Genomic DNA, 22,545 nt, shown 5'->3' with positions numbered 1-22,545 from the left:
GGTTCTTCCGGTGGTCAGCAGTGGCCGGCGCCGCCGGACATCAGGGCCTTCAACTGCGCCGCCTTCGGATCGAAGGCCATGGCCGCCTCCTCCGCCGCCAGGGCGGCCAGGCTGATGAAGCGCGCCAGATCGTCCAGGTCGCACTTCGTCGCGTCGTCCATAAGGCTGTCGAGGCAGGACTTGATGGCCAGAGCCATGTCGCGCCGTTCATCCATCATCTTGATCCCCCTATGGAATGCTGCACACGGTCCCGCTTCGGAAAGCCATGCCTGCGAGCGCGAGCGGCCCCCTGACCAGGAGGGATATATCATGTTTCCTTCGATTCTCCACTATTAGAATCTTCGGACAACAAAGAAACAAGGCAACCGGCAATTGATTGTGCACTGAAATGCACACCATTACTTGTTAATGAAAAGTTAACATGGCTGGGTTGCGGGGGTTTTGCTTGTGTTAAAGCTCTGTAACAGAGTGCTTTCGGCCCGGCACGGGGATGAAGGGGGGCCGTTGCACGCCTTATGCTTCTGAATACCCCGGTATTCACTTGCGACGCGAAGCCGCAGGCGCGACGATATGTCCCGGTGTGCACGTCACCTTTTGGTCTTTTGACGGTTGGCGGAATGACCAGGACGTTGCAGCCCGAAACGCACCTGCCTATATCTCCGGCGACAGACGTTAATCCACCCAACCGTTCCACCGACCCCAAGGGGATCGCGGCGGTGCCGGACCAAACGGGCCGCCACGCATCTGCCGAACAACAGAGGCTGAACATGAGCAAAGTCATTGGCATCGACCTCGGCACCACGAACTCCTGCGTGGCCGTCATGGAAGGCTCCAGCGCCAAGGTGATCGAGAACGCCGAAGGCACGCGCACCACGCCCTCCATGGTCGCCTTCGCGCAGAACGCGGAGCGTCTGGTCGGCCAGCCGGCCAAGCGTCAGGCGGTGACGAACCCCGAGAACACCCTCTTCGCGATCAAGCGTCTGATCGGCCGTCGCTACGACGATCCGCTGACCAAGAAGGACCAGGGCCTCGTCCCCTACAAGATCATTCCCGGCGACAACGGCGACGCCTGGGTGGAGGCCGTCGGCAAGAAGTACAGCCCGTCGCAGATCAGCGCCTTCATCCTGCAGAAGATGAAGGAGACGGCGGAGAACTATCTGGGCGAGAAGGTGACCCAGGCGGTCATCACCGTCCCGGCCTACTTCAACGACAGCCAGCGCCAGGCGACCAAGGACGCCGGCAAGATCGCCGGCCTGGAAGTGCTGCGCATCATCAACGAGCCGACGGCGGCCGCTCTGGCCTACGGCATGGAGAAGAAGGGCGCCGGCACCATCGCCGTGTACGACCTGGGCGGCGGCACCTTCGACGTGTCCGTTCTGGAGATCGGCGACGGCGTGTTCGAGGTGAAGTCGACCAACGGCGACACCTTCCTCGGCGGTGAGGACTTCGACGCCCGCATCATCGACTACCTCGCCGACGAGTTCCAGAAGGAGCAGGGCATCGACCTGCGCAAGGACCGTCTGGCCCTGCAGCGCCTGAAGGAAGCCGCCGAGAAGGCGAAGATCGAGCTGTCCTCGGCCATGCAGACCGAGGTCAACCTGCCCTTCATCACCGCCGACCAGTCCGGCCCGAAGCACCTGAACGTCAAGCTGACCCGCGCCAAGCTGGAAGCCCTGGTCGACGAGCTGGTCGCCCGCACGATCGAGCCCTGCAAGGCCGCTCTGCGCGACGCCGGCCTGAAGGCCAACGAGATCGACGAGGTGATCCTGGTCGGCGGCATGACCCGCATGCCCAAGGTCATCGAGGCGGTGAAGCAGTTCTTCGGCCGTGAGCCGCACCGCGGCGTGAACCCGGACGAGGTGGTCGCCATCGGCGCCGCCATCCAGGGCGGCGTGCTGAAGGGCGAGGTCAAGGACGTCCTGCTGCTCGACGTCACCCCGCTCAGCCTGGGCATCGAGACGCTGGGCGGCGTGTTCACCCGCCTGATCGACCGCAACACGACGATCCCGACCAAGAAGTCCCAGACCTTCTCGACCGCCGAGGACAACCAGAACGCGGTGACCATCCGCGTCTTCCAGGGCGAGCGCGAGATGGCCGCGGACAACAAGATGCTCGGCCAGTTCGACCTCGTCGGCATCCCGCCGGCCCCGCGCGGCGTGCCGCAGGTCGAGGTGACCTTCGACATCGACGCCAACGGCATCGTCAGCGTCACGGCGAAGGACAAGGCCACCGGCAAGGAGCAGCAGATCCGCATCCAGGCGTCGGGCGGCCTGTCGGACGCCGACATCAACAAGATGGTCAAGGACGCCGAGGCCCACGCCGCCGACGACAAGAAGCGGCGCGAGCTGGTGGACGCCCGCAACCACGCGGACGCCCTGATCCACACCACCGAGCGGACGATCAAGGAGAACGGCGACAAGATCCCGGCCGCCGACAAGACCGCAGCCGAGGCCGCCGTGGCCGAGCTGAAGTCGGTGCTGGACGGCGAGGATCTGGAGGCCGTGAAGGCGAAGACCGAGGCGCTGGCCCAGGTGTCGATGAAGCTGGGCGAGGCCATGTACAAGGCTGGCCAGGGCGAGGCCCCGGGCGCCGGTGCCGCCGGTGCGGCGGGCGCCGCCCCGAACGAGCCGGGCGTGGTCGACGCCGACTTCGAGGAAGTGGACGACGACAAGAAGAAGTCGGCGTAAGCGTTCGGAACCGGAGGCAATTGTCGGGCTGCCGTCGGACAGCCGCCCGTTGCCTCCGGTGTCACAGCCGGGAGAACCCGGCGCCATGCAGTATCGTCCGGCCCGTCATCCGTCCTGCGGTGGCGGGCCGGAGATATGATTGGTCTGTTGAATGTGAAGGCGGTCGGGGCCCATGGCGAAACAGGACTATTACGAGCTGCTCGGGGTGGCGAAGGGCGCCAGCGCGGACGAGATCAAAAAAGCGTACCGCAAGATGGCGATGCAGTATCACCCGGACCGCAATCAGGGTGACAAGGACGCCGAGCACAAGTTCAAGGAAATCAGCGAAGCCTACGACGTCCTGAAGGACGAGCAGAAGCGCGCGGCCTACGACCGCTTCGGCCATGGCGCCTTCGAGAACGGGCGCGGCGGGGCCGGCGGCGGCTTTGGCGGCTTCGATTTCGGTGGCGGCGGCGGCGGCTTCGCCGACATCTTCGACGAGATGTTCGGGGAGTTCATGGGCGGGCGCCGCGGCGGCGGCGGCGCGTCGGGCCGCGGCCAGGACCTGCGCTACAATCTGGAGATCGGGCTGGAGGAGGCCTTCAAGGGCACCACGGCCAACGTCCGCGTCCCCTCCACCGTCGCCTGCGAGTCCTGCAGCGGCTCCGGGGCGGCGGCGGGGACCCAGCCGGTCACCTGCCCGACCTGCCAGGGCCACGGCAAGGTGCGCGCCCAGCAGGGCTTCTTCACCATCGAGCGCACCTGCCCGGCCTGCCACGGCCAGGGCCGCGTCATCAAGGACCCTTGCAAGAGCTGCGGCGGCGCCGGGCGCCTGCGCAAGGAAAAGACCCTTCAGGTCAACATCCCCGCGGGCGTCGAGGACGGCACGCGCATCCGTCTGGCCGGCGAGGGCGAGGCGGGCTTGCGCGGCGCGCCGCCGGGCGACCTCTACATCTTCCTGGCCATCGCGCCGCACCCGATCTTCCAGCGCGACGGCGCCAACATCCACTGCCGGGTGCCGATCCCGATGACCACCGCGGCGCTGGGCGGCACGGTGGAGGTGCCGACCATCGAGGGGAGCCGCACCAAGGTGACGGTCCCGCCGGGCACCCAGTCCGGCCACCAGTTCCGCATCAAGGGCAAGGGCATGTCGGTGCTGCGCAGCCAGCAGCGCGGCGACATGTACATCCAGGCCGTCGTCGAGACTCCGGTCAACCTGACCAAGAAGCAGCAGGAGCTTCTGCGCGAGTTCGACACCGCCGGCAAGGAAGGCTCCCACCCGCAGTCCGAAGGCTTCTTCGCCAAGGTGAAGGAGCTGTGGGAAGACCTGAAGGACTGACCGTCTTTCCTTCGTTCCGACCCGTGAAAAAGGCCCGGCCCGCCGCCGGGCCTTTTTTCGTGGGCACCGCGTGCTTTTGCCCCAGTGGTATGACCAGTTCGGCGTTGACAGCGGTGGGACTCGGGGACGACTGTCCCCGAAAACCACGGACCTATGCGTCGATGCCACAGGCCGCACGGCATACGCACGTATCCTGGACATCACGGCGATTGACGTTGCCGATGGGGGGCATCGCGTGTATCAACAAGCGCTTAATCTCCTCAGACGGTTCGCGGAGAGGGCATTCCAGGCGGTGAGCGGCGATCTCTCCTTCGAGCAGTTGCGCGACCTGATGCATCCGGGCGGACACACCCCGATCATCCAGCGTCGCCGGGCCGTGCTGATCCATTCCCGTGTCCGCATGGTCGCCGCGGTGTTCGCCGTGCTGACGCCGCTGTGGATCGTCATCGACGTCTTCATCTTCCCCTGGCCTCTGTGGGGCTATCTGGCCGGCCTGCGGCTGGTGTCCAGCTTCGCCTTCGGCGCGCTGGCGCTCGGCTACCGGATCTGCGACGACATGGGCAGCGCGTGGCGGGGGCTGGCCCTGCTGCTGGCCGTGCCGACGATCTTCTTCCTCGCTTCGCACCCCATGCTGAACGAGGACATGATCGCGGGAAGCGCGCTGGCGGTGGCCGCCGGCTACGCCTTCCTGCCCTTCGTGATGGTGGCGGGGCTCAGCGTCTTTCCGCTGACCGCCCTGGAGGGGCTGGCCTTCGCGACGCCGATGCTGGCGGCGCACATGCTGGCCGGGGTCTACGGCTCGCTGGTCTTCCCGTTCCCCTCCTATCTGGGCGCCCTGTGGCTGCTGGTGCTCATCATGGTGGTGGCGACGCTGGCGGCGATGAGCCAGCTGCACTTCATGATGGCCCTGGTCGATCAGGCGTCGCACGATGGGCTGACCGGCGCATTCTCCCGCCGCATCGGCGAAGAGCTTCTGCGGCTGCAGTTCGCCCACGCCCAACGCTCGGATCACCCGCTTTCGGTGATCTTCTTCGATCTGGACAACTTCAAGTCGATCAACGACCGCTTCGGCCACGACCAGGGCGATAAGCAGCTCGGGCGGTCGGCGGAGGCGATCCGGGCCATGCTGCGCCAGTCCGACGTGCTGGTGCGCTGGGGCGGCGAGGAGTTCGTGGTCATCATGCCCAACACCTCCCGCGAGGGCGCGCTGACCGCGGTGGAGCGGCTGCACGCGCGGGGGCTGGGCAAGCGCCCGGACGGAGTTCCCCAGACCGCCAGTGTCGGACTCGCCGAATACCTTCACGACCGCCCGCTGGACTGGGAACGGCTGGTCGATCTGGCCGACCAGCGCATGTACGCGGCCAAGCAGTCCGGCAAGAACCGGATCGTCGCCGACGACCGGGTCCCCGAACCGGCCTGACGCTCTGAAACAGCCGGGGCGTTCCCGCTACGCCTCCGGCCCGCCGCGCTCCAGGACCGCGACGAAGGCGTCGACGACGCGCGGGTCGAAATGCCGGCCCGACTCGGCGCGGATCAGATCGACCACCGCCGCCAGTTCCCACGCCTCCTTGTACGGGCGGCGGTGCAGCAGGGCGTCGTAGACGTCGGCGACCGCCACGATGCGGCCCGACAGCGGGATGGCGTCGCCCGCCAGCCCACGGGGATAGCCGGTGCCGTCGAACTTCTCGTGGTGGCTCTCGGCGATCTCCGCCCCCATCGTCAGGTAGTTGCGCCCGCCGACCGGGCCGGAGGCGTCGCGCAGGATGCTCCCGCCGATGGTGGCGTGTTCGCGCATCTGGGTGATTTCCTCGGGGTCCAGCTTGCCGGGCTTGCGCAGGATCCGGTCGGGGATGGCGACCTTGCCGACGTCGTGCAGCATGCTGGCCAACCCGATCAATTCGCAGAACAGGTCGTCGGCGTCGTCGCCACAGGTGCCCCGCGTCTGGAGTTCCCGTGCGATGGCGGTGGCCCAGCGGCCGATGCGCCGGACATGCTCCCCGGTGACCTCGTCCTTGTATTCGGCCAGCTTGCCCAGGGCGTGCACCGTCGCGACCTGGGCGAGGCGGAGCTGCTCGTAGAGGGACACGTTGTCGAACCCGACCGACATCCGGGAGCAGAAGATCTCCACCAATCGCCGCTCGACCTCGGGCAGGCCGCCGTGTCCGCCGATGAACAGCGCGGCGGGACCGGGGCGCTGGGTCTGGAACAGCGCGACGCTGTGGTCGTCGCGGTGCAGGCTGCGGCCCCGGGCGAGGGCGGCGGCGATGTCGGCGCAGGACGCGCCGGGCAGCACGGCGCTGACCGGCCGGCCGACGGCGTCGGCGAAGACGCCGGTTCCGCACAGCACCTCCGCCTCCCGGGGCGGGCGATCCGGAGGCGCGCCATCCGGGGTCGCGCTGTGCGGCACGGCGCACAGGAAGGCGCCGGCCGCCCGCGGCAGCAGGGCGGCGACCCGCTCCACCACGCCGACGGCGAAACGGTCCATGCGGCGCTGCTCGAACAGGGTGCCGGCGGCGTCGACGATCGTCTCCAGCCCCTGGCGGTTGCGCTCGATGGCGTCGATGTGCTGGTAGGAGCGCAGGGCGGCCACCGTCGTGGTGAACAGCTTCTGGGCGGTCAGCTCGCTCTTGGCCTTGTAGTCGTTGATGTCGTAGCTGACGATCACCTGCCGTTCCGGCGCCTGGCCGGGCTGGCCGGTGCGCAGGATGATGCGGACCCGCCGGTTGCCCAGCACTTCCCGGATGTGGTGGACCAGCCGCAGCCCGGCGTCCTCCGTCTCCATCACCACGTCCAGAAGGACAGCGGCGATGTCGGGATGATCGTTCAGGATCGCCCGCGCCTCGCCCCCCGAATGGGCGGACAGGAAGTGCAGGCGGCGCCCGTCGAAGGTCACATCGTTCAACACGACGCGGGTGATCGCGTGCACCTCCGGGTCATCGTCGACGATCAGCAGCTTCCAGGGTGCGGCGGGGCGCGACGGGGCGGACGACGGGTCCGGAGCGTCCTCGTCGGCGAACAGCAACTCGTCGTCCTCGTCCTGGCCCCAGCCCTGGATGTCCGACATCGCCGCTCCCCGCCCCGCTTTGCCAAAGCTGCATGGCTACAATTCGATTCTCTTTTTCAACGTTTGTCGCGGTTCGTGTCAACCGCTCTGGTGTGCCGTTGCGCACGACTGCCGGCGGAGGACGGCTGCGGCGCGTTGTCCTCCTCCGTTCCGGCTACCGCAAAAGCGTCCGCCCCGGCGCGTGTGGAGGGGTTGCGGCCCGCTCCGAACGGGGGATCATCGGAAGAAAGGCACGAGGCTGACAACGACGAAAACGACGGGGGCAAGCCATGATTCCGGACGCTTGGGACATCGAGCTGCGCGAGGGGGCCATCGGGGTGGCCCGCCATCTGATCGAGACCGGCTGCGTCCGGTACGACCCGGACCATCTCTGCCGCCACGGTTCGGGGCTGGTCAGCCCGGTCCATCTGGAGGGGCGGCGGCTGCTTTCCTACCCCGCGGTGCGCGACGAGGTGCTGGATTTCGCGCTGCGGATGATCGGGCAGGAGATCGGCGACGGCGAGTTGGACGCCATCGCCGCCGCCGAGGGGGCCGGCGTGCCCTGGGCCGCGCTGATCGCCGACCGGATGGGCCTTCCCCTCGTCTTCGTTCGCAAGGATGCGCCGGAGGGACAGCAGGACTACAAGCACCGGATCGAAGGCCGGGTCGAGCCGGGCTGGCGCGTGCTGCTGGTCGAGCAGATCGCCGCGGACGGCCACCGCAAGGCCCGCTTCGCCCAGCCGCTGAAGGAGGCGGGCTGCGACGTGCGCGACCTGTTCGTGCTGTTCCAGTACGGGATCTTCGACGAGATCCAGGAGCATCTGGCCCCGCTCGGCATCACGATGCACGCGCTGGCGACTTGGTGGGACGTGCTGGAGGTGGCGAACCGCGGCCATTACCTGGATGGGCAGGCGCAGGGCGAAATCCACGCCTTCCTGCACGATCCCAAGCGCTGGACCGCGGAGCATCAGGGCAGCCGGAAGAGCGAGAAGGCGGCCTGAGGCAGAGCGTGCCCCCTCTCCCACGCCAAGCGGGAGAGGGGGAAACCCGTCACTGCCCGGCGATGCGGACCCATTGATGGCCGGCGCGGGCGGTCTCGCCACGGCGGGCGGCCAGGACGGCGGCGGCGTAGGGCACCGCCAGCAGAAGCTGGAGCCCGGCCCAGGACAGCGCCTCCCAGTTCGGGCTGGTCCACATCACCTCGTGCAGGGCCTCAAGGAAGGGAAGCTGCCCGTAGATCAGCGACTCCATCGGCACCACGCCCTCCGCCAGCACGGTCAGCAGCGCGCCGAGCAGCAGCAGGACGGCCAGCGCCGACTCCAGCGGCAGGCGGCGGACGGCGCCGCACAGGCCGCTCGCCGGGGCATCAGCCACCGGGACGGCGGGGCGGAACAGCCCGCCGATGCCCCAGGCGGCCAGCGCCCCCGTGCCCTCCGGACGCCGCGTGGCGCGCATGGCGCCGAGCGCCAGCAGGCCGAGCGCCGGCAGGGCGAAGTACCAGTTGGGGAAGTCGCGGTAGCGGCCATCGAAGACGATCAGGAAGCTCCAGACGATCCCCAGCAGGGCGAGGACCACGGCGGCGGCCTTGCCCACCGTTTCCAGCCGCGACAGCGCCGGACGGCCGCGCAGGGGCGCCAGCGGTTCCAGAGCCAGACCGCCGCTGCCCAGCGCCCGCCGGGCGGCCAGCAGGACGGCCACCGACAGGACACCCGTCGCCGCCAGCATGACCACCGACAGCGCCACGTCCTGCGGGTAGTGCTTGCCGTGCAGGGCGCCCCAGACGGCGTGGACGTACAGGGTGGAGAGCGCCTGCGCCAGGACGGCCAGGGCGGCGAAGGCCCCGGTGGTCAGCGGCCGGCCGCGCAGGGTCAGCCCGATGACGAACGCCAGGGCGAGGCTGGAGGAGACGCCGAACAGCAGCCGCCATTGGCGGTTCTCCACCACCGGCCCGGCCAGCGCGAACTTCGCCTGACGGTCGGCGGTGTAGAGGCCCCAGTGGCCGCCCACCGTGCCCTCCAGCTTGGCCTTCCAACCCTGGTCGAAGGCCTCGATCACGTTGTAGTCGAAGCCCTCCTGCTCGGCGAGGCGGACGAAGCCGTTGACGAACTTGGCCTTGTTGACCAGCCCGGTGACCGCGGCACCGCGTGACCGGCCCTCGGTCGGCCAGCCGGTCTCGCCGACCAGGATCGGCTTGCCGGGGAAGCGCTGGGCGATGGTGCGGTAGCTGCCGCGGATGCGCTCCATGGCGCCGGCCACGTCGGTCGGCACGTCCTCCCAATAGGGCAGCAGGTGGATGGTCAGGTAATCCACGTGATCCGCGATCTGCGGGTATTTCAGCCACCATTCCCACACGTCGGCGTAGGACACCGGCTGCTTCACCGCCGCCTTCACGCGGTCGATGTAGCCGGCCACCTGCTCCGGCGTCAGCTCGCGGCGCAGCAACACCTCGTTGCCGACGATCACGCGGGTGATGACGTCCGGGTAGCGGTTGGCGAGGTCGATGAGGGAGGCGACCTCCTTCTCGTTCTTGTCGAGCCGGGACGACAGCCACGCCCCCATGGTGACCTGCATGCCGTGACGGCGCGCCAGTTCCGGCACCACCTCAAGCCCTTCCAGCGAGGTGTAGGTGCGCACCCCCGCCACCTGCGGGGCGAGGGCCGCCAGATCCTCGTCGATCTGCTCGGTGCTGGGGAATTTCTGGGTCAGCGGGCTCTGGCCGTCGCGGAAGGGCGCGAAGGACACGCTTTTCAGCTTGCCACCGGGCGGCGGGTCGAGCGGCACCGGCTGGTTCGGCAGCGACCAGACGGCAAAATTCGCGAGGCCGGCCACGAGCAGCACGGCGAGGATCGTGATGAGGCGCATGGAGGGGATGTCTACACCAAATGCGGGATCGGCAAAACGGTCTGGCGAACCGGGTCAGTTCCGGAAGGAAAACGGGCGCGCCCCCGCGAGGGAGACGCGCCCGTCAAGGACCAACCCGGCCCAGGCGGGCCGGCTGGAGTTGATGACGTGCCATCGTCACGTCCCATCAACGAACCGCGGCCCGCTTTATTCCGGCAAATCCGCTCAGCGTTCCACAAAAGCCTTTTCGATCACGTAATGACCGGGTTCGCCGTTGTGGCCCATGGAGAAGCCCAGCTCGTCCATGATGCCGCTGGTCTCGTCGAGCATGGCCGGGCTGCCGCAGATCATCACGCGGTCGACCTCGCGGTCGAAGGGGGCCAGCCCGACGTCCGCGAACAGCTTGCCGTTGCGGATCAGGTCGGTGATGCGGCCCTGGTTGCGGAACGGCTCGCGCGTCACGGTCGGGTAATAGATCAGCTTCTGCTTGACGTCCTCGCCGAAGAACTCGTTCTCCGGCAGGACGGTGTTGATGATGTCGCCGTACGCCAGCTCGCCCACCGTACGCGTCGTGTGGGTCAGGATCACCTTGTCGAACCGGGCGTACATCTCCGGGTCCTTGATGATGCTGAGGAACGGGGCGAGGCCCGTGCCGGTGCTGAGCAGGTACAGGTTGCGGCCCGGCAGCAGGTTGTCGGTCACCAGCGTGCCCGTCGCCTTGCGGTTGACCAGCAGCGTGTCGCCTTCCTTCAGATGCTGGAGGCGCGAGGTCAGCGGCCCCTCCTGCACCTTGATCGAGAAGAACTCCAGCGTCTCCTCGTAGCTGGCGCTGACCAGGCTGTAGGCGCGCAGCAGCGGCCGGCCGTTCACCTCCAGGCCGATCATGGTGAACTGTCCGGGATCGAAACGGAACGAGGGATCGCGCGTGGTGGTGAAGCTGAACAGCGTGTCCGTCCAGTGGTGAACGCGCAGGACGCGCTCATGAATCAGATTGCTCATGGAATCCGCAGGTCCGTTTCGGTGACCGGCATGCCGTGGCCGGTGTCGTTTCAGAAGCCAAGCCGTGCCGCATTGCAGCACACTTCTTTAACAACAAATTCGTCAACAGACCACTAATTTATACCAACAATTTTGTTGTGGCTTTTCGGTTACCACAAGACGATATCGCACAATAAACGGCGTTACTCTCCCGCCGGCGGGGCGAAGAGATAGGGCGACAGACCGCGCAGATTCTCATCGACAATCAGGCGATGGTTCAGCGGCGGGAAGGCGCGCTGCGAGCAATCCAATCGCGGACAGAGCCGGCAATTCACACCGATGGGCGTCGCCGCCTCGGTGTTTTCGAGATCCACACCATCCGCATAGGTGATCTGCGCCGCATGCTGGAGATCGCAGCCCAGCGCGATGGCGAATTGCTGCGGCGGGCTGCGGAAGCCGCCACCGGCCTTCACCACCGTGCGGGCGATGGAGAAATAAGTGGTGCCGTCGGGCATCTGGGCCAGCTGGCTGTGGATTTTTCCCGGCGTGCGGAAGGCCTCGTAAACGATCCAGCGGGCGCAGCCGCCGCCGAAGCGGGCCAGATGGAAGCCGGCGCCGGAAAAGCGCTTGGACACGTTGCCGGCGCTGTCCACCCGCATCAGGAAGAAGGGAACGCCCTTCGCCCCCGGCCGCTGCAGCGTGGTCAGCCGCTGGCAGACCTGCTCGAACGAGGCATCGAACCGGCGTCGCAATATTTCGATGTCGTAACGGACCTGATTGGCCGCCTCCCAGAAGCGGGCGTAGGGCATCACCACCGCCGCCGCGAAATAGTTGGCGAGACCGATGCGGGCCAGCCGACGTGCCTCGTCGCCGGTCAGGCCGGACGACTCGACGATCTGGTTCAGCAGGTCGCGGTGGCGCAGCAGGGCGATCTGGCAGGCGAGCTGGAAGTTGCGTCCGGACGGCGCCAGCATTTCCGACAGCAGAATGCGCCGCCCGTGCCGGTCGAACCGGCGCACCGCGTAGCCCATGATGTCGGACGGCAGCAGCCGGACGCGGACGCTGTGGTTGTTCAGCAGATAGTCGGTCAGGCCGCGGTAGAGGTCGCCCTTCTCCAGCCGGCCCTCCTGCCACAGTTCTTCCGCCGCCGTCTCCAGCTCGGCAAAATGGTTGGAGTGGGCCTGGAAGAGGTCGCGCACCTCGTCCTGCGGGAAGGAGGAAGTCTGGACCAGATGCAGCTTCTCGCGGTCGGCCACCCGCTCCGACAGGGTCTGCAGGTCGTCGCGGCTGGTGCGGAAGGCGCGGTAGAGCGCCACCACCGCCTGCCCCAGCGTCGGGGCCACCGCCGCCAGTTCGCGGAAATCCTGGTTCTTGATGTCGGAGCCGTCGAACAGCGGGTCGGCGAAGACCTCGCGCAGGCCGGCGACGAGGCGGCTCTCCTCGTCCTCCGCGAAGCTCTGCAGGTCCACGCCGAACTGCTGGCCCAGCTTCAGCAGCAGCGGCACGGTGACCGGACGCTGGTTGTGCTCGATCAGGTTCAGGTAGCTGGGGGAGATTCCCAGTTGCTCGGCCATCTGGGCCTGGGTCAGGCCGTGGTCGCGGCGCAGCCGACGCACCTTCGGACCCAGCATCGCCTTCTTGTCCATGGCCGACCGAACTCCAGCTTGGCGGATTTACAATATTTACTGATTTACAGAACTTTTCTGACGGTAGTTTACAAACAGACCCTTTTACAAACAAGGGCATGTTGCAAGGCAGCGAAGGTCGTTTTAGTTGTTTTGTCAGGGCAAGCGCTCAAAAGCAGCGCAACGGTGATGAAAAGAAGGAAAACGACCATGTCGCTCGATGAAAAGACCAAGGCCGCTCTCCGCGCCGCGCGCTTCGAAGGCATCCGGCGCGATTACACCCAGGACGATGTGAAGCGCCTCAGCGGCTCGGTCAAGATCGAGTACACGCTGGCGGAACTGGGCGCCCAGCGCCTGTGGGAACTGCTGAACACCGAGCCGTACATCAACACGCTGGGTGCGCTCACCGGCAACCAGGCGATGCAGGCGGTGAAGGCCGGCCTGAAGGCCATCTACCTGTCGGGCTGGCAGGTCGCCGGCGACGCCAACCTGGCCGGCCAGATGTACCCGGACCAGAGCCTGTACCCGGCCAACTCGGTGCCGGCGGTGGTCGAGCGCATCAACAACACCTTCAAGCGCGCCGACGAGATCCAGACCGCCGAGGGCAAGGGCGACACCTACTGGTTCGCGCCGATCATCGCGGACGCCGAGGCCGGCTTCGGCGGCCCGCTGAACGTCTTCGAGCTGATGAAGGCGATGATCAAGGCCGGCGCCGCGGGCGTCCACTTCGAGGACCAGCTCGCGTCGGAGAAGAAGTGCGGCCATCTCGGCGGCAAGGTGCTGATCCCCACGCAGCAGCACATCCGCACGCTGAACGCCGCCCGCCTGGCCGCCGACACCATGGGCACCTCGACCATCGTGCTCTGCCGCACCGACGCGGAGTCCGCGCAGCTCATCACCTCGGACGTGGATGAGCGCGACCATCCCTTCATCGACTTCGACGCCGGCCGCACCTCGGAGGGCTTCTTCCGCCTGAAGAAGGGCACGGGTGTCGAGCATTGCATCGCCCGCGGCCTGTCCTACGCCCCCTACTCGGACCTGCTGTGGTGGGAGACCTCCCGCCCGAACCTGGAAGAGGCCAAGCGCTTCGCCGAGGCGATCCGCAAGGAGTTCCCGAACAAGCTGCTGGCCTACAACTGCTCGCCGAGCTTCAACTGGAAGGCCAACCTGGACGAGGCGGACATCGCCAAGTTCCAGCGCGAGATCGGCGCCATGGGCTACAAGTTCCAGTTCGTGACGCTGGCCGGCTTCCACAGCCTGAACTACTCGGCCTTCAAGCTGGCCAAGGGCTACGCGGCGCGCGGCATGGCCGCCTACTCGGAGCTGCAGGAGGCGGAGTTCGCGGCCGAGGCCGAGGGCTACACCGCGACCAAGCACCAGCGCGAGGTCGGCACCGGCTACTTCGACGCGGTCGCCACGGCGATCTCGGGCGGCCAGTCCTCGACCACCGCCTACAAGGACTCCACCGAGGCCGATCAGTTCCATTGATCCAACCGCAGGGTGTGTCCGGTTCCATCCGCCGGACGCGCCCGCCTCGGACGAGACAGCACTTTGCCCCGGCAGAGTGTGAAAGGGTCATACGGCCGCCCATCGCGGCAGCCTCCCCGGCTCGGGCCGTATGACCGGTTTGCGCCGATCCTCCGGACGGTTGGCCTCGGCCCGCCGCCCCGGTGACCGGTGGTTCCCGATCCGGTGTGCGAGCCGGATCTCTTCGAACGGCTGACGCTATCGACTTCAAACGGCCGGAGGTCCGCCTCCGGCCGCTTCTTTTTGTCCGCCGCCTTTTTTGTCTGGCGCCGTTTCCGCGACCATTCGTTGTCACAGCCGCGCCGTGACGGCATGGCTGACCTGCGCCATCCCAACCGTCATAATCGGGAAATCGTGATTAAGTCTTGAGCGCGACCGCGAAATTGCCGTGTCGGTTGCCCTGCCCGATGGTGGGGAAGCTGCGTTGCAGTGCGGAATAAGCCATTGACTTGGGACCTCGTTGCCGCCACTTGTGTTCCATGCTCACCACAAACCGATCAGGGGCGTAATTGCCCCCCCGCCGGACCTCATCGGACGAGGGCCGGCTGCGGGTCCCATCGCCGCGCAAAGCCTTGCGCGGCGTGCGCCGTTTCTTTTCCCCGTCGGCGCATTCTCGGCGATGGCCCGCGCACTCTGGTTGAACGATGAAAGGACAAGACAGTATGGATCAACCCCTCGCAGGAAAGAGCATTGCCATTCTCGTCGCCAACGGCTTTGAGGAACTGGAGATGACGGAGCCGCAACGGGCTCTCCTCAAGACCGGCGCTACTCTTCGTACGATTTCTCCCGAACAGGGTCTGGTGAACGGCTGGCACGGCAAGTCCTGGGGCCATTACTTCCCGGTGGACAAGCAGGTCGGCGAGGTTCTGGGTGCCGACTATGACATGCTGCTGCTGCCGGGTGGCGAGCGCAGCGTCACCAAGCTGCAGCAGAGCGCCCACACCCGCCGCATCGTCGGTCACTTCCTGGACGCCGGCAAGCCGATCGCCGCGATCGATCAGGGCATCCAGCTCCTGGCCATCCCGGGCAAGCTGAAGGGCCGCACGCTGGCCGCTCCGGAGGCCGTCCGCGCCGAGCTGGAAGCCGCCGGCGGCAAGATCAGCGACGAGGCTCTGGTGGTGGACAACGTGACCATCACGGCGCTGGGCCATGACGAGCTGGCCGCCTTCGTCGAGCAGGTCGTCAAGGTCTTCTCCGAGGCCGCCGCCGTGCGCAAGGCCGCCTGAGGCCAAGCCAGCTTAAGGCCAAGCCAAAGCGCCTCGACAGGCCGCCCGTTTTTCCTGCGGGTATCGTCTTGTGGGTTCACGGCCGCCGCGCTTTCAGCGCGCGCGGCCGTTGCGCGTTTTGGGGACCCGTTTCCGGTTTTTGAAAACCCGCTTTTTAGAGACGTTGCATTCCCCCGCCGACCCGGCAGGGCGGAAAGGTCAGGCGCACCGTCGTCCCGGCCCCGACCCGGCTGTCGATGTGGAAACCACCGCCGTGCAGCGCGATCAGCGCGCGGGTCAGCGGTAGGCCCAGGCCGGAGCCGCGCTCCGCCGCCCGCTCGCGGCCCTGGTGGTTATGACCCTGGTTGCGGCCATGCACCTGCCCGAAGGCGTCCAGCGCCACCGGGATTTGTTCGGGCCGCATGCCGATGCCGTTGTCGGCGACGGTCAGCGCGATGCCGCCGTCCTCCGTCAGCTCCGCGCGCACCCGCACGCACCCGTCCTTGGGCGGCGAGAACTTGATGGCGTTGCCGATCAGGTTGGTCAGCATCTGCCGGATCTGCGAGGCGTCGCCGTGCAGGCTGGGCAGATCGTCGGGAATTTCCATGCACAGCGCCACCGCGGCCTCGCAGGCCCGCGGCTGCATCATGCCGAAGGTCAGGTCGACCAGCAGCGACAGGTTGCAGGCCTCCTCATGGAGGTCCATCCGCCCCGCCTCGATCCGCGCGAGGTCGAGCAGGTTGTTGATGAGGTCCAGCATGTAGACGCCGGCCGCCGCGATCTGGCCGGCATATTCGCGGTAGCGCGGGTTGTTCGGCCCCATCATCTCGTCGTGGATGATCTGGGCGAAGCCGAGCACGGCGTTCAGCGGGGTGCGCAGCTCGTGGCTCAGATGGTGGACATAGTCGGACTTGCGCTGGTTGGCTTGTTCGGCCTCGTCGCGGGCGGCGCTCAGCTCGGCCTCGCGGCCCTTCAGGTCGGTGATGTCGGCGCGGATGCCGACGGTCCCGCCCTCGTGGGTCCGCCATTCCTCGATGCGGATCCAGCGCCCGTCGTGAAGCTGCACCTCCATGGGGGCGCCGGCGCCGCGGTGCTGCGCGATCCGCCGCTCGATCCAACCCTCCAGGTCGCCGTCCGGCACTTGGTAGACGCCCCGCTCGACCCCGCCGCGCAGCACCTCCTCGAACCGGGCCCCCGGCGTGATGAGGTCGGTGTTGGCGGAAAACAGCTCGCGATAGCGCCCGTTGCACAGCACCAGCCGGTCCTGGGCGTCGTACAGCACGAAACCCTCGGTGATGCATTCGATGGCGTCGGACAGCAGATGATGGGCGCGCCGGGCGGCGCTTTCCGCCAGCACCCGTTCGGTGACGTTGCGGATGCTGCACATCACCCGGTCGCTGTCGGGCAGGGCGACCAGCCGCGCCTCGAAGAACTTGGTGCTCCCCTCCGATCCGGCCCCCGTCTGGCCAAGCGGCGGCGGCAGGGAGAAATCCAGACCGATGACCGTCTGCCCCTCGTTCAGCCGGCCGAGCGCCGCGGCGAGCATCGCGGCGGCGGGATCGGGCAGAACCTCCTGCACGCGGTGCGCCAGGAAGCGCTCGGCGGGAACGTTCAGGTCGCCCGGGCTGGCGGCGGCGAAGTCGAGGATGGTGCCGTCGCGCAGCAGCTCGAAGCGGATGTCGGGATAGGCGTAGGACAGCGCGATGAGCTGCTCGTTCAGCCGCATCATCTCCTGCCGGGCGCCGCTGTCGGCGGGGGCTTCGGCCAGGATCAGCCCGTTCGGGAGCGGCGCCGGAACCAGCCGGAGGTCCACCTCCAGCGGCAGGACCAGAGGGGCGTGGATGACCGCCCGCACCTCCACCGTCCGCCCCGCGGCGGCCTGCCCCAGCGCGGCGGGGAAGCGGTTGGACAGGCTGATCCGGACGGCGGCGGCGGGCGCGCCGGGTTCCAGGCCGATCAGCGCGCGGGCGGCGCCGTTCAGCCACAAGGTCAGGCCATCGGGGTGGAGCAGCCACAGCGGCGTGGCGAGCGCGTCCAGCCACGCCAAGCCGGCCGCATCCTCAGGAGCCATGTCCAGCCCAGTCATTTCCAACCCGGCCCTCGTCACCCCGGTCCCCGTCAACCCGGTGCTCGCCAACCCGGCCTTCTCCAGCCCAAGAGGCGCCGCATCGGCGTGCGGGGCGACGGGAAGGACGGTGGTCATGGGCGGTGATAGGGCAGATCATGCATGGCGGACATGCTATCAGAGCAAGGCAGGGCGTGAACAGGGGCAGGGGGACCGTCCAAACCGTCTATTTCCAGACCAACCGCGGAAAAATGAAACGGAAAGGGTGGGGATCAGCCTTTCGCACCGCAGAAAACCACGGCATCGGCGCTGACACCAGCCCCCATCCATGCATAAATCCGTACCGCTCACCAGGGACATCGCTGCCGATCCACCCCATCGGAGGACCGCCATGGCCGACGAGAGTTCTCAAGATGGCCCACAGGATGGCCAGATCCGCGACAAGCTGGTCGCGACCAAGGAGCAGTGGGCGCGGGAGGGGCGGGGGCTGACCGGAAAGACCGCCGATCCGGCGCGCGACCGTCTGCCGCCCGGCCAGCGTCTGGTCGAAACTTGGCCGGTTCTGGATCTCGGCCTCCTGCCGCGGGTGACCGAGGCGACCTGGACCCTGGCGGTGGACGGGCTGGTCGACACTCCCGTCACCTGGAACTGGACGGACCTGCAGGCCCAGCCGCGGGAGCGCGTCGTCTCCGACATCCATTGCGTCACCACATGGTCGCGCTACGACAACCAGTGGGAGGGCGTGTCCACCCGCCACCTGCTGTCGGTCGTCCAGCCCCGGCCGGAGGCGCGCTTCGTCCTCTGCCATTCCTCCGACGGCTACACCACCAACCTGCCGCTGGAGGCCTTCGCGGCGGAGGACGCGCTGCTCGCCACCGGCTGGGAGGGCCAGCCGATCAGCCGCGACCATGGCGGCCCCGTCCGAGTCGTCGTGCCGAAGCTCTATTTCTGGAAGAGCGCCAAGTGGGTGAAGCGGATCGAGTTCCTGGCGGAGGACCGCCGCGGCTATTGGGAGGTCCGCGGCTATCACAATGACGCCGACCCCTGGCGGGAAGAGCGCTACAGCGAGTAGCGTGCGACGGCGCCCGCCGTTCCGGTCCAGAAACAATCCCGGCGACAATCGACGCCAAGGGACGGCCGGTCGCCGGGCAAGACATTGACCGGACCATTTCAGAACGCGACTTCGCAAAATCGTGGCGTCTTTCGTCCGATTTGCGCCAGATCATTCCCTTGTTCCGCAATGCTGACGTAGCCGTACGGGCGTCGGGCGACTCACATTCGGACGCAAGGGATTAACCAATGACAGTGGACTCGGTCACGATTGCCCTGGTGGGCAGCGGTGGCGCCGGCGCGATGACCGCCGGACAGATGCTGCTGGATGCCGCCGCCAACGTGGGATGGTACGGGTTGATGTCGCGGACCACCGGCCCGCAGATCCGTGGCGGCGAGGCCGCCGCCCTCGTTCGCCTGTCGCCGACGCCCGTTCACGGTCCGGGGGACCGTTTCGACCTGATCGTCGCCTTCGACTGGCAGAATGTGGAGCGCTTCGCGGCCGAGCTTCCGCTGTCGGACAAGAGCGTCATCATCACCGACCCCAGCCAGGGCGAGGTGCCCGCGGTCCTGGCCGCCAGCGGCGCCCGCCAGGTCGAGCTGCCGATCAAGGAACTGGCCGGCCGCATCCCCGGCGGGCGCGTCAACATGGTCGGCCTGGGCGCCGTCGCGGCGATCGTCGGCCTGCCGCGCGCCGGCATCGACGCGGTGATCCAGAAGGCGCTGGGCAAGAAGGGCGACGCCGCCATCCAGGCGTCCAACGCCGGCATCGACGCCGGAACCAAGGAGGCCGCCGGCTGGAACCTCGGCCTGGAGCTGGCCGCCCCCAACAAGGAGGGCGCCACCCGCTGGAACATCTCCGGCAACGAGGCCGCCGGACTGGGCGCCCTGAAGGGCGGGGTGAAGTTCTGCGCCGCCTACCCGATCACCCCGGCGACCGAGATCCTGGAATGGCTGGCCCCCAACCTCGCCAAGACCGGCGGCAAGCTGGTCCAGGCGGAGGATGAGCTGGCCTCCATCGCCATGTGCCTGGGCGCCTCCTTCAGCGGCGTGCCCTCGATCACCGCGACCGCCGGCCCCGGCCTGTCGCTGATGACCGAATGCATCGGCCTGGGCGTGGCCTCCGAGACCCCGGTGGTGATCGTCGACGTGCAGCGCGGCGGCCCGTCCACCGGCATCCCGACCAAGTCCGAACAGTCCGACCTGAACATCGCCGTCTACGGCCTGCACGGCGACGCCCCGCATCTGGTGGTCGGCCCGACCTCCATCGCCGATTGCCTGTTCACCACCCAGTGGGCGGTGCATCTGGCCGAGGCCCTGCAGACCCCGGCCATCGTGCTGTCCGATCAGGCGATGGGCCAGTCCCGCGCCATCGTCGACAAGCCGGCCGACGCCCCCCACAAGGCGAACCGGCTGCTGGCGACCGATCTCGGCGGCGAGGCGACGTACAAGCGCTACGCCAACACCGAATCGGGTGTCTCCCCCGCCGCCATCCCCGGCATGCCGGGCGGCGAGCACACCGCCGACGGTCTGGAGCATGCGGAGAACGCCCTGCCGTCCTCGCAGGCGTCCGACCACCAGAAGCAGCTCGACAAGCGCCTGCGCAAGCTGACCAGCCACGACTACGGCGACGCCTGGGCCGACGTCGAGGGCGAGGGCGAGATCGCCGTCGTCACCTGGGGCTCCGCCACCGGCCCGTCGCGCGAGGCGGTGCGCCGGCTGGAGGCCGCCGGCACCAAGGCCCGGCTGGTCGCCATCCGCCTGATCTCCCCGGTCCAGCCGGCCAAGCTGGCCGCGGCGCTGGACGGTGTCTCCAAGGTCCTGGTCGTCGAGCAGACGCACGGCGCCCAGTTCCACAAGTTCCTGCGCGGGCATTACGACCTGCCGGGCACGGTGTCGGTGTTCAGCCGCCCCGGCCCGCTGCCGATCCGCGCCCGCGAGGTGCACGAGACGCTTCTTTCCCTGATCTGACCGGCCGGAGCACGAAATCCATGGATACCCATCTGACCGACGATGTCGTGGGCCCGCTGCCCGGCGACTACAAGTCCGACGTGAAGCCCATCTGGTGCCCCGGCTGCGGCGACTATTCCGTGCTGGCCGGCATCACCCGCGCCATGGCGACCATGGGGCTGGAGCGCAAGGACACCGTCGTGGTGTCGGGCATCGGCTGCTCGTCGCGCATCCCCGCCTACACCAGCGTCTACGGCTACCACACGGTGCACGGCCGCTCGCTGGCCGTGGCGTCCGGCGTGAAGCTGGCCCGGCCGGAGCTGAACGTGCTGATCTTCGGCGGCGACGGCGACGGCTTCTCGATCGGCGGCAACCACTTCCTGCACGCCTGCCGCCGCAACGTCGACATGACCTACATCGTCATGGACAACCAGGTCTACGGCATGACCAAGGGTCAGGCCTCGCCGACCACCGAGGCCGACTGGTGCAAGTCGAAGCTGACCCCGGAAGGGCCCGGCGTCAACCCGATCCAGCCGGTCGCCCTGGCGCTGGCCTGCGGCGCGAACTTCGTCGCCCGCGGCTTCTCCAACAACCCGAACGAGGTCGCGCGCCTGATCGTGGAGGGCGTGCGGCACCCCGGCTTCTCGGTCATCCACATCCTGTCCCCCTGCGTCACCTTCCGCCCCGAGCAACGCAACTGGAAGAGCACGGTCCATCCCTACGGCCGCGAGCCGACGGACGACCCGAACGAGGCGATGCGCGCCGTCCTCGAGGACGACGGGTTCGGCCTCGGCATCTTCCTCGCCGGCAATCGCCGTCCGTTCCAGCCGGAATCGGCGGCCACCCGCAGCATCGCCCAGATCGAAGAGGGGTTCGCGGTATGAAGACGAAAGTGCTGAACGGGGCCGCCAACGTCGGCCTGTTCCTCGCCCACGCGCTGGCCCTGGAGATCGAGGCGGCGGAGCGCTACACCGAGCTGGCCGACAGCATGGAGGCCCACAACAATGTGGAGGTCGCCAAGCTGTTCCGCGATCTGTCCACCTACTCGGCCAAACACGCCGAAGAGGTGAAGCAGATCGCCCGGGAGTTCGGCGCGCTGCCCAAGGTCGCCCCCTGGGAATTCCAGTGGGACGCCACCACCGAGTCCCCGGAGTCTGCGGCCTTCGAGAACGCCCATTACCTGATGAAACCGCACCACGCGCTGAAGATGGCGCTGCTGAGCGAGCATCAGGGCAACAACTACTACGCCTCGGTCGCCGCCGAGACGAAGGACCCGGAGGTCGCCCGCCTCGCCCGCGAGTTCGCGGAGGAGGAGGCCGGCCACGTCGCCCTGGTCCGCAAGTGGCTGGAGCGCTACCCGGCCCCGAAGGACGACTGGTCGGACGATCCCGATCCGCCCAACATCTCCGACTGAAACGATCGGGCAAAAGGCCTTTGGGATTGAGACCGGACGCTAGCGGATGGTAAGGACGGGACGGCCCAGTGCCGTCCCGTTTCCTTTTGGCCTTTGGTATGACCGACGGACTTCCGCAAACCGACCCCGCCGCCATCGTCCCGTCTCCCTGCGTCAGCGTGTGCAAGCTGACCGCCGACCGCGCCTATTGCATCGGCTGCCTGCGCACGCTGGAGGAGATCCGCGGCTGGAAGCACATGAACGCCGACCAGAAGCGCGCCCTGCTGGCCGATCTGGAGAAGCGTCAGGCCGCCGCCGCGGAGTAACCGTCCCTCGCGTGTTTTCCGGCGTCAGGCCGGGGTGCCGCGCAGCAGCGTCATGCGGTCGCGGTCGGCGCGGATGCGGTCGAGATGCTGCACCGCCACCGCGGTGATCGGCAGGGGAAGCTCCTTGGCCAGGGCCTCCTCGTAGGCACGGACGCATTCGCCCTCGCCGCGCCGCACCTCGGCGAGGATCGCCTCGCGGTCGTGGCCCAGGACGTTGGTCTTCAGCTCCAGAAAGAAGCGGTGGGCGCCGCCCATCACGGTGCCGCCCATGTCCGGCGCCCCGCCCTGTTCGGCGACGAGGCGCTGCACCTCGCGCACGATGGCGCCGCGTTGGGCGGCCAGATCGTTGAACAGGGCCTTCAAATCCTCGTCTTCCAAAGCCTCAGCGGCCTGACGATAGGCTTCGTGGCTGTCCTCGACGATGCGGATCAGATCGTTGAGGGTGTCGACGATCTGGTCTTTTCCCATCACGGCCGGTTCATTTGCCGACATGGCCGGTTCCTCCCCTGGCAGGCTGCCCAACCACTTGAAAACCTG

18 protein-coding genes are annotated in these 22,545 nt (G+C 67.8%); 11 read left to right on the top strand and 7 right to left on the bottom strand.

Annotated features, from left to right (window positions below; all coding sequences use genetic code 11):
- Positions 1-14: 14 nt before the first annotated feature.
- Entirely contained in the window at positions 15-218 is a 204-nt protein-coding gene (locus tag ACWPN5_RS00385) for a hypothetical protein (RefSeq protein WP_014239027.1), read from the bottom strand.
- Positions 219-515: 297 nt separating this feature from the next.
- On the opposite strand from ACWPN5_RS00385, the gene dnaK reads away from it, so the two are divergent.
- The 3 genes from dnaK (at position 516) to ACWPN5_RS00370 (ending at position 5,425) form a co-directional block, all read left to right on the top strand.
- Entirely contained in the window at positions 516-2,687 is a 2,172-nt protein-coding gene (dnaK, locus tag ACWPN5_RS00380; protein WP_348982507.1) for a molecular chaperone DnaK, read from the top strand.
- 172 nt (positions 2,688-2,859) lie between these two features.
- Positions 2,860-4,005, top strand: a complete 1,146-nt coding sequence (dnaJ, locus tag ACWPN5_RS00375) for a molecular chaperone DnaJ (RefSeq protein ID WP_145682674.1) — start codon at positions 2,860-2,862, stop codon at positions 4,003-4,005.
- A gap of 292 nt (positions 4,006-4,297) precedes the next feature.
- On the top strand, positions 4,298-5,425 hold the full coding sequence (locus ACWPN5_RS00370) for a diguanylate cyclase (protein WP_145676250.1): 1,128 nt from the start codon (positions 4,298-4,300) through the stop codon (positions 5,423-5,425).
- A gap of 27 nt (positions 5,426-5,452) precedes the next feature.
- Here ACWPN5_RS00370 and ACWPN5_RS00365 read toward each other — a convergent pair whose 3' ends face one another.
- On the bottom strand, positions 5,453-7,069 hold the full coding sequence (locus tag ACWPN5_RS00365) for a DUF3369 domain-containing protein (RefSeq protein ID WP_145682672.1): 1,617 nt from the start codon (positions 7,067-7,069) through the stop codon (positions 5,453-5,455).
- Between the two features lie 269 nt (positions 7,070-7,338).
- Between ACWPN5_RS00365 and ACWPN5_RS00360 the strand changes: the two genes are divergently transcribed.
- Positions 7,339-8,049, top strand: coding sequence for an orotate phosphoribosyltransferase (locus ACWPN5_RS00360; protein WP_200476617.1), 711 nt, complete (start codon positions 7,339-7,341; stop codon positions 8,047-8,049).
- A gap of 49 nt (positions 8,050-8,098) precedes the next feature.
- Here ACWPN5_RS00360 and ACWPN5_RS00355 read toward each other — a convergent pair whose 3' ends face one another.
- The 3 genes from ACWPN5_RS00355 to ACWPN5_RS00345 all read right to left on the bottom strand — a co-directional run bounded on the left by ACWPN5_RS00355 (position 8,099) and on the right by ACWPN5_RS00345 (position 12,513).
- Positions 8,099-9,910 (bottom strand): glycoside hydrolase family 17 protein, encoded by a 1,812-nt coding sequence (locus ACWPN5_RS00355; RefSeq protein WP_492293624.1) that lies wholly within the window; start codon positions 9,908-9,910, stop codon positions 8,099-8,101.
- 204 nt (positions 9,911-10,114) lie between these two features.
- A complete protein-coding gene (locus ACWPN5_RS00350; protein WP_145682665.1) occupies positions 10,115-10,888 on the bottom strand; it encodes a ferredoxin--NADP reductase in 774 nt (257 codons plus the stop codon).
- A 182-nt stretch (positions 10,889-11,070) separates the two neighbouring features.
- Entirely contained in the window at positions 11,071-12,513 is a 1,443-nt protein-coding gene (locus ACWPN5_RS00345) for a helix-turn-helix domain-containing protein (RefSeq protein ID WP_492293622.1), read from the bottom strand.
- Positions 12,514-12,702: 189 nt separating this feature from the next.
- On the opposite strand from ACWPN5_RS00345, the gene aceA reads away from it, so the two are divergent.
- Complete coding sequence (aceA, locus tag ACWPN5_RS00340; protein ID WP_114860663.1) at positions 12,703-13,980, top strand: isocitrate lyase; 1,278 nt, start codon at positions 12,703-12,705, stop codon at positions 13,978-13,980.
- Between the two features lie 701 nt (positions 13,981-14,681).
- Positions 14,682-15,245, top strand: coding sequence for a DJ-1/PfpI family protein (locus ACWPN5_RS00335; protein WP_094301285.1), 564 nt, complete (start codon positions 14,682-14,684; stop codon positions 15,243-15,245).
- A 154-nt stretch (positions 15,246-15,399) separates the two neighbouring features.
- Here the strand turns inward: ACWPN5_RS00335 and ACWPN5_RS00330 are convergent, their stop codons facing one another.
- Positions 15,400-17,427 carry a PAS domain-containing sensor histidine kinase gene (locus ACWPN5_RS00330; protein ID WP_492293619.1) on the bottom strand — a complete coding sequence of 676 codons (2,028 nt, stop codon included), beginning with the start codon at positions 17,425-17,427 and terminating at the stop codon, positions 15,400-15,402.
- A gap of 253 nt (positions 17,428-17,680) precedes the next feature.
- Between ACWPN5_RS00330 and ACWPN5_RS00325 the strand changes: the two genes are divergently transcribed.
- From ACWPN5_RS00325 to ACWPN5_RS00305, 5 genes are all read left to right on the top strand, one after another.
- The gene (locus tag ACWPN5_RS00325; protein ID WP_492293617.1) at positions 17,681-18,361 is read left to right on the top strand and encodes a sulfite oxidase-like oxidoreductase; all 681 of its coding nucleotides are present in this window, start codon (positions 17,681-17,683) and stop codon (positions 18,359-18,361) included.
- Between the two features lie 227 nt (positions 18,362-18,588).
- On the top strand, positions 18,589-20,310 hold the full coding sequence (locus ACWPN5_RS00320) for a 2-oxoacid:acceptor oxidoreductase subunit alpha (protein ID WP_492293615.1): 1,722 nt from the start codon (positions 18,589-18,591) through the stop codon (positions 20,308-20,310).
- 20 nt (positions 20,311-20,330) lie between these two features.
- The gene (locus ACWPN5_RS00315) at positions 20,331-21,173 is read left to right on the top strand and encodes a 2-oxoacid:ferredoxin oxidoreductase subunit beta (protein ID WP_492293613.1); all 843 of its coding nucleotides are present in this window, start codon (positions 20,331-20,333) and stop codon (positions 21,171-21,173) included.
- Entirely contained in the window at positions 21,170-21,703 is a 534-nt protein-coding gene (locus ACWPN5_RS00310; RefSeq protein ID WP_145682655.1) for a ferritin-like domain-containing protein, read from the top strand. Before ACWPN5_RS00315 ends, ACWPN5_RS00310 begins: the two co-directional genes overlap by 4 nt.
- Before the next feature lie 98 nt (positions 21,704-21,801).
- Positions 21,802-22,008, top strand: a complete 207-nt coding sequence (locus tag ACWPN5_RS00305; RefSeq protein WP_145682653.1) for a DUF1289 domain-containing protein — start codon at positions 21,802-21,804, stop codon at positions 22,006-22,008.
- Between the two features lie 24 nt (positions 22,009-22,032).
- Here ACWPN5_RS00305 and ACWPN5_RS00300 read toward each other — a convergent pair whose 3' ends face one another.
- Positions 22,033-22,500: a PA2169 family four-helix-bundle protein gene (locus ACWPN5_RS00300; RefSeq protein ID WP_492293610.1), complete on the bottom strand. Its 468-nt coding sequence runs from the start codon at positions 22,498-22,500 to the stop codon at positions 22,033-22,035.
- Positions 22,501-22,545: the final 45 nt, after the last annotated feature.

The organism is Azospirillum sp. UENF 211521 (genome assembly GCF_058780535.1).
The sequence above is the reverse complement of the archived record's forward strand: the minus strand, read 5'-3'. Positions and strand labels throughout refer to the sequence as shown.

Bases quoted from the DNA above. Each gene is read 5' to 3' on its own strand.
- ACWPN5_RS00315 (WP_492293613.1), top strand. From the start codon at position 20,331: ATGGATACCCATCTGACCGACGATGTCGTGGGCCCGCTGCCCGGCGAC.
- ACWPN5_RS00325 (WP_492293617.1), top strand. From the start codon at position 17,681: ATGGCCGACGAGAGTTCTCAAGATGGCCCACAGGATGGCCAGATCCGC.
- ACWPN5_RS00350 (WP_145682665.1), bottom strand. From the start codon at position 10,888: ATGAGCAATCTGATTCATGAGCGCGTCCTGCGCGTTCACCACTGGACG.
- ACWPN5_RS00385 (WP_014239027.1), bottom strand. From the start codon at position 218: ATGATGGATGAACGGCGCGACATGGCTCTGGCCATCAAGTCCTGCCTC.
- dnaJ (WP_145682674.1), top strand. From the start codon at position 2,860: ATGGCGAAACAGGACTATTACGAGCTGCTCGGGGTGGCGAAGGGCGCC.
- ACWPN5_RS00330 (WP_492293619.1), bottom strand. From the start codon at position 17,427: ATGACCACCGTCCTTCCCGTCGCCCCGCACGCCGATGCGGCGCCTCTT.
- ACWPN5_RS00355 (WP_492293624.1), bottom strand. From the start codon at position 9,910: ATGCGCCTCATCACGATCCTCGCCGTGCTGCTCGTGGCCGGCCTCGCG.
- dnaK (WP_348982507.1), top strand. From the start codon at position 516: ATGCTTCTGAATACCCCGGTATTCACTTGCGACGCGAAGCCGCAGGCG.
- ACWPN5_RS00345 (WP_492293622.1), bottom strand. From the start codon at position 12,513: ATGGACAAGAAGGCGATGCTGGGTCCGAAGGTGCGTCGGCTGCGCCGC.
- ACWPN5_RS00300 (WP_492293610.1), bottom strand. From the start codon at position 22,500: ATGTCGGCAAATGAACCGGCCGTGATGGGAAAAGACCAGATCGTCGAC.
- ACWPN5_RS00320 (WP_492293615.1), top strand. From the start codon at position 18,589: ATGACAGTGGACTCGGTCACGATTGCCCTGGTGGGCAGCGGTGGCGCC.
- ACWPN5_RS00360 (WP_200476617.1), top strand. From the start codon at position 7,339: ATGATTCCGGACGCTTGGGACATCGAGCTGCGCGAGGGGGCCATCGGG.
- aceA (WP_114860663.1), top strand. From the start codon at position 12,703: ATGTCGCTCGATGAAAAGACCAAGGCCGCTCTCCGCGCCGCGCGCTTC.
- ACWPN5_RS00335 (WP_094301285.1), top strand. From the start codon at position 14,682: ATGGATCAACCCCTCGCAGGAAAGAGCATTGCCATTCTCGTCGCCAAC.
- ACWPN5_RS00305 (WP_145682653.1), top strand. From the start codon at position 21,802: ATGACCGACGGACTTCCGCAAACCGACCCCGCCGCCATCGTCCCGTCT.
- ACWPN5_RS00365 (WP_145682672.1), bottom strand. From the start codon at position 7,069: ATGTCGGACATCCAGGGCTGGGGCCAGGACGAGGACGACGAGTTGCTG.
- ACWPN5_RS00310 (WP_145682655.1), top strand. From the start codon at position 21,170: ATGAAGACGAAAGTGCTGAACGGGGCCGCCAACGTCGGCCTGTTCCTC.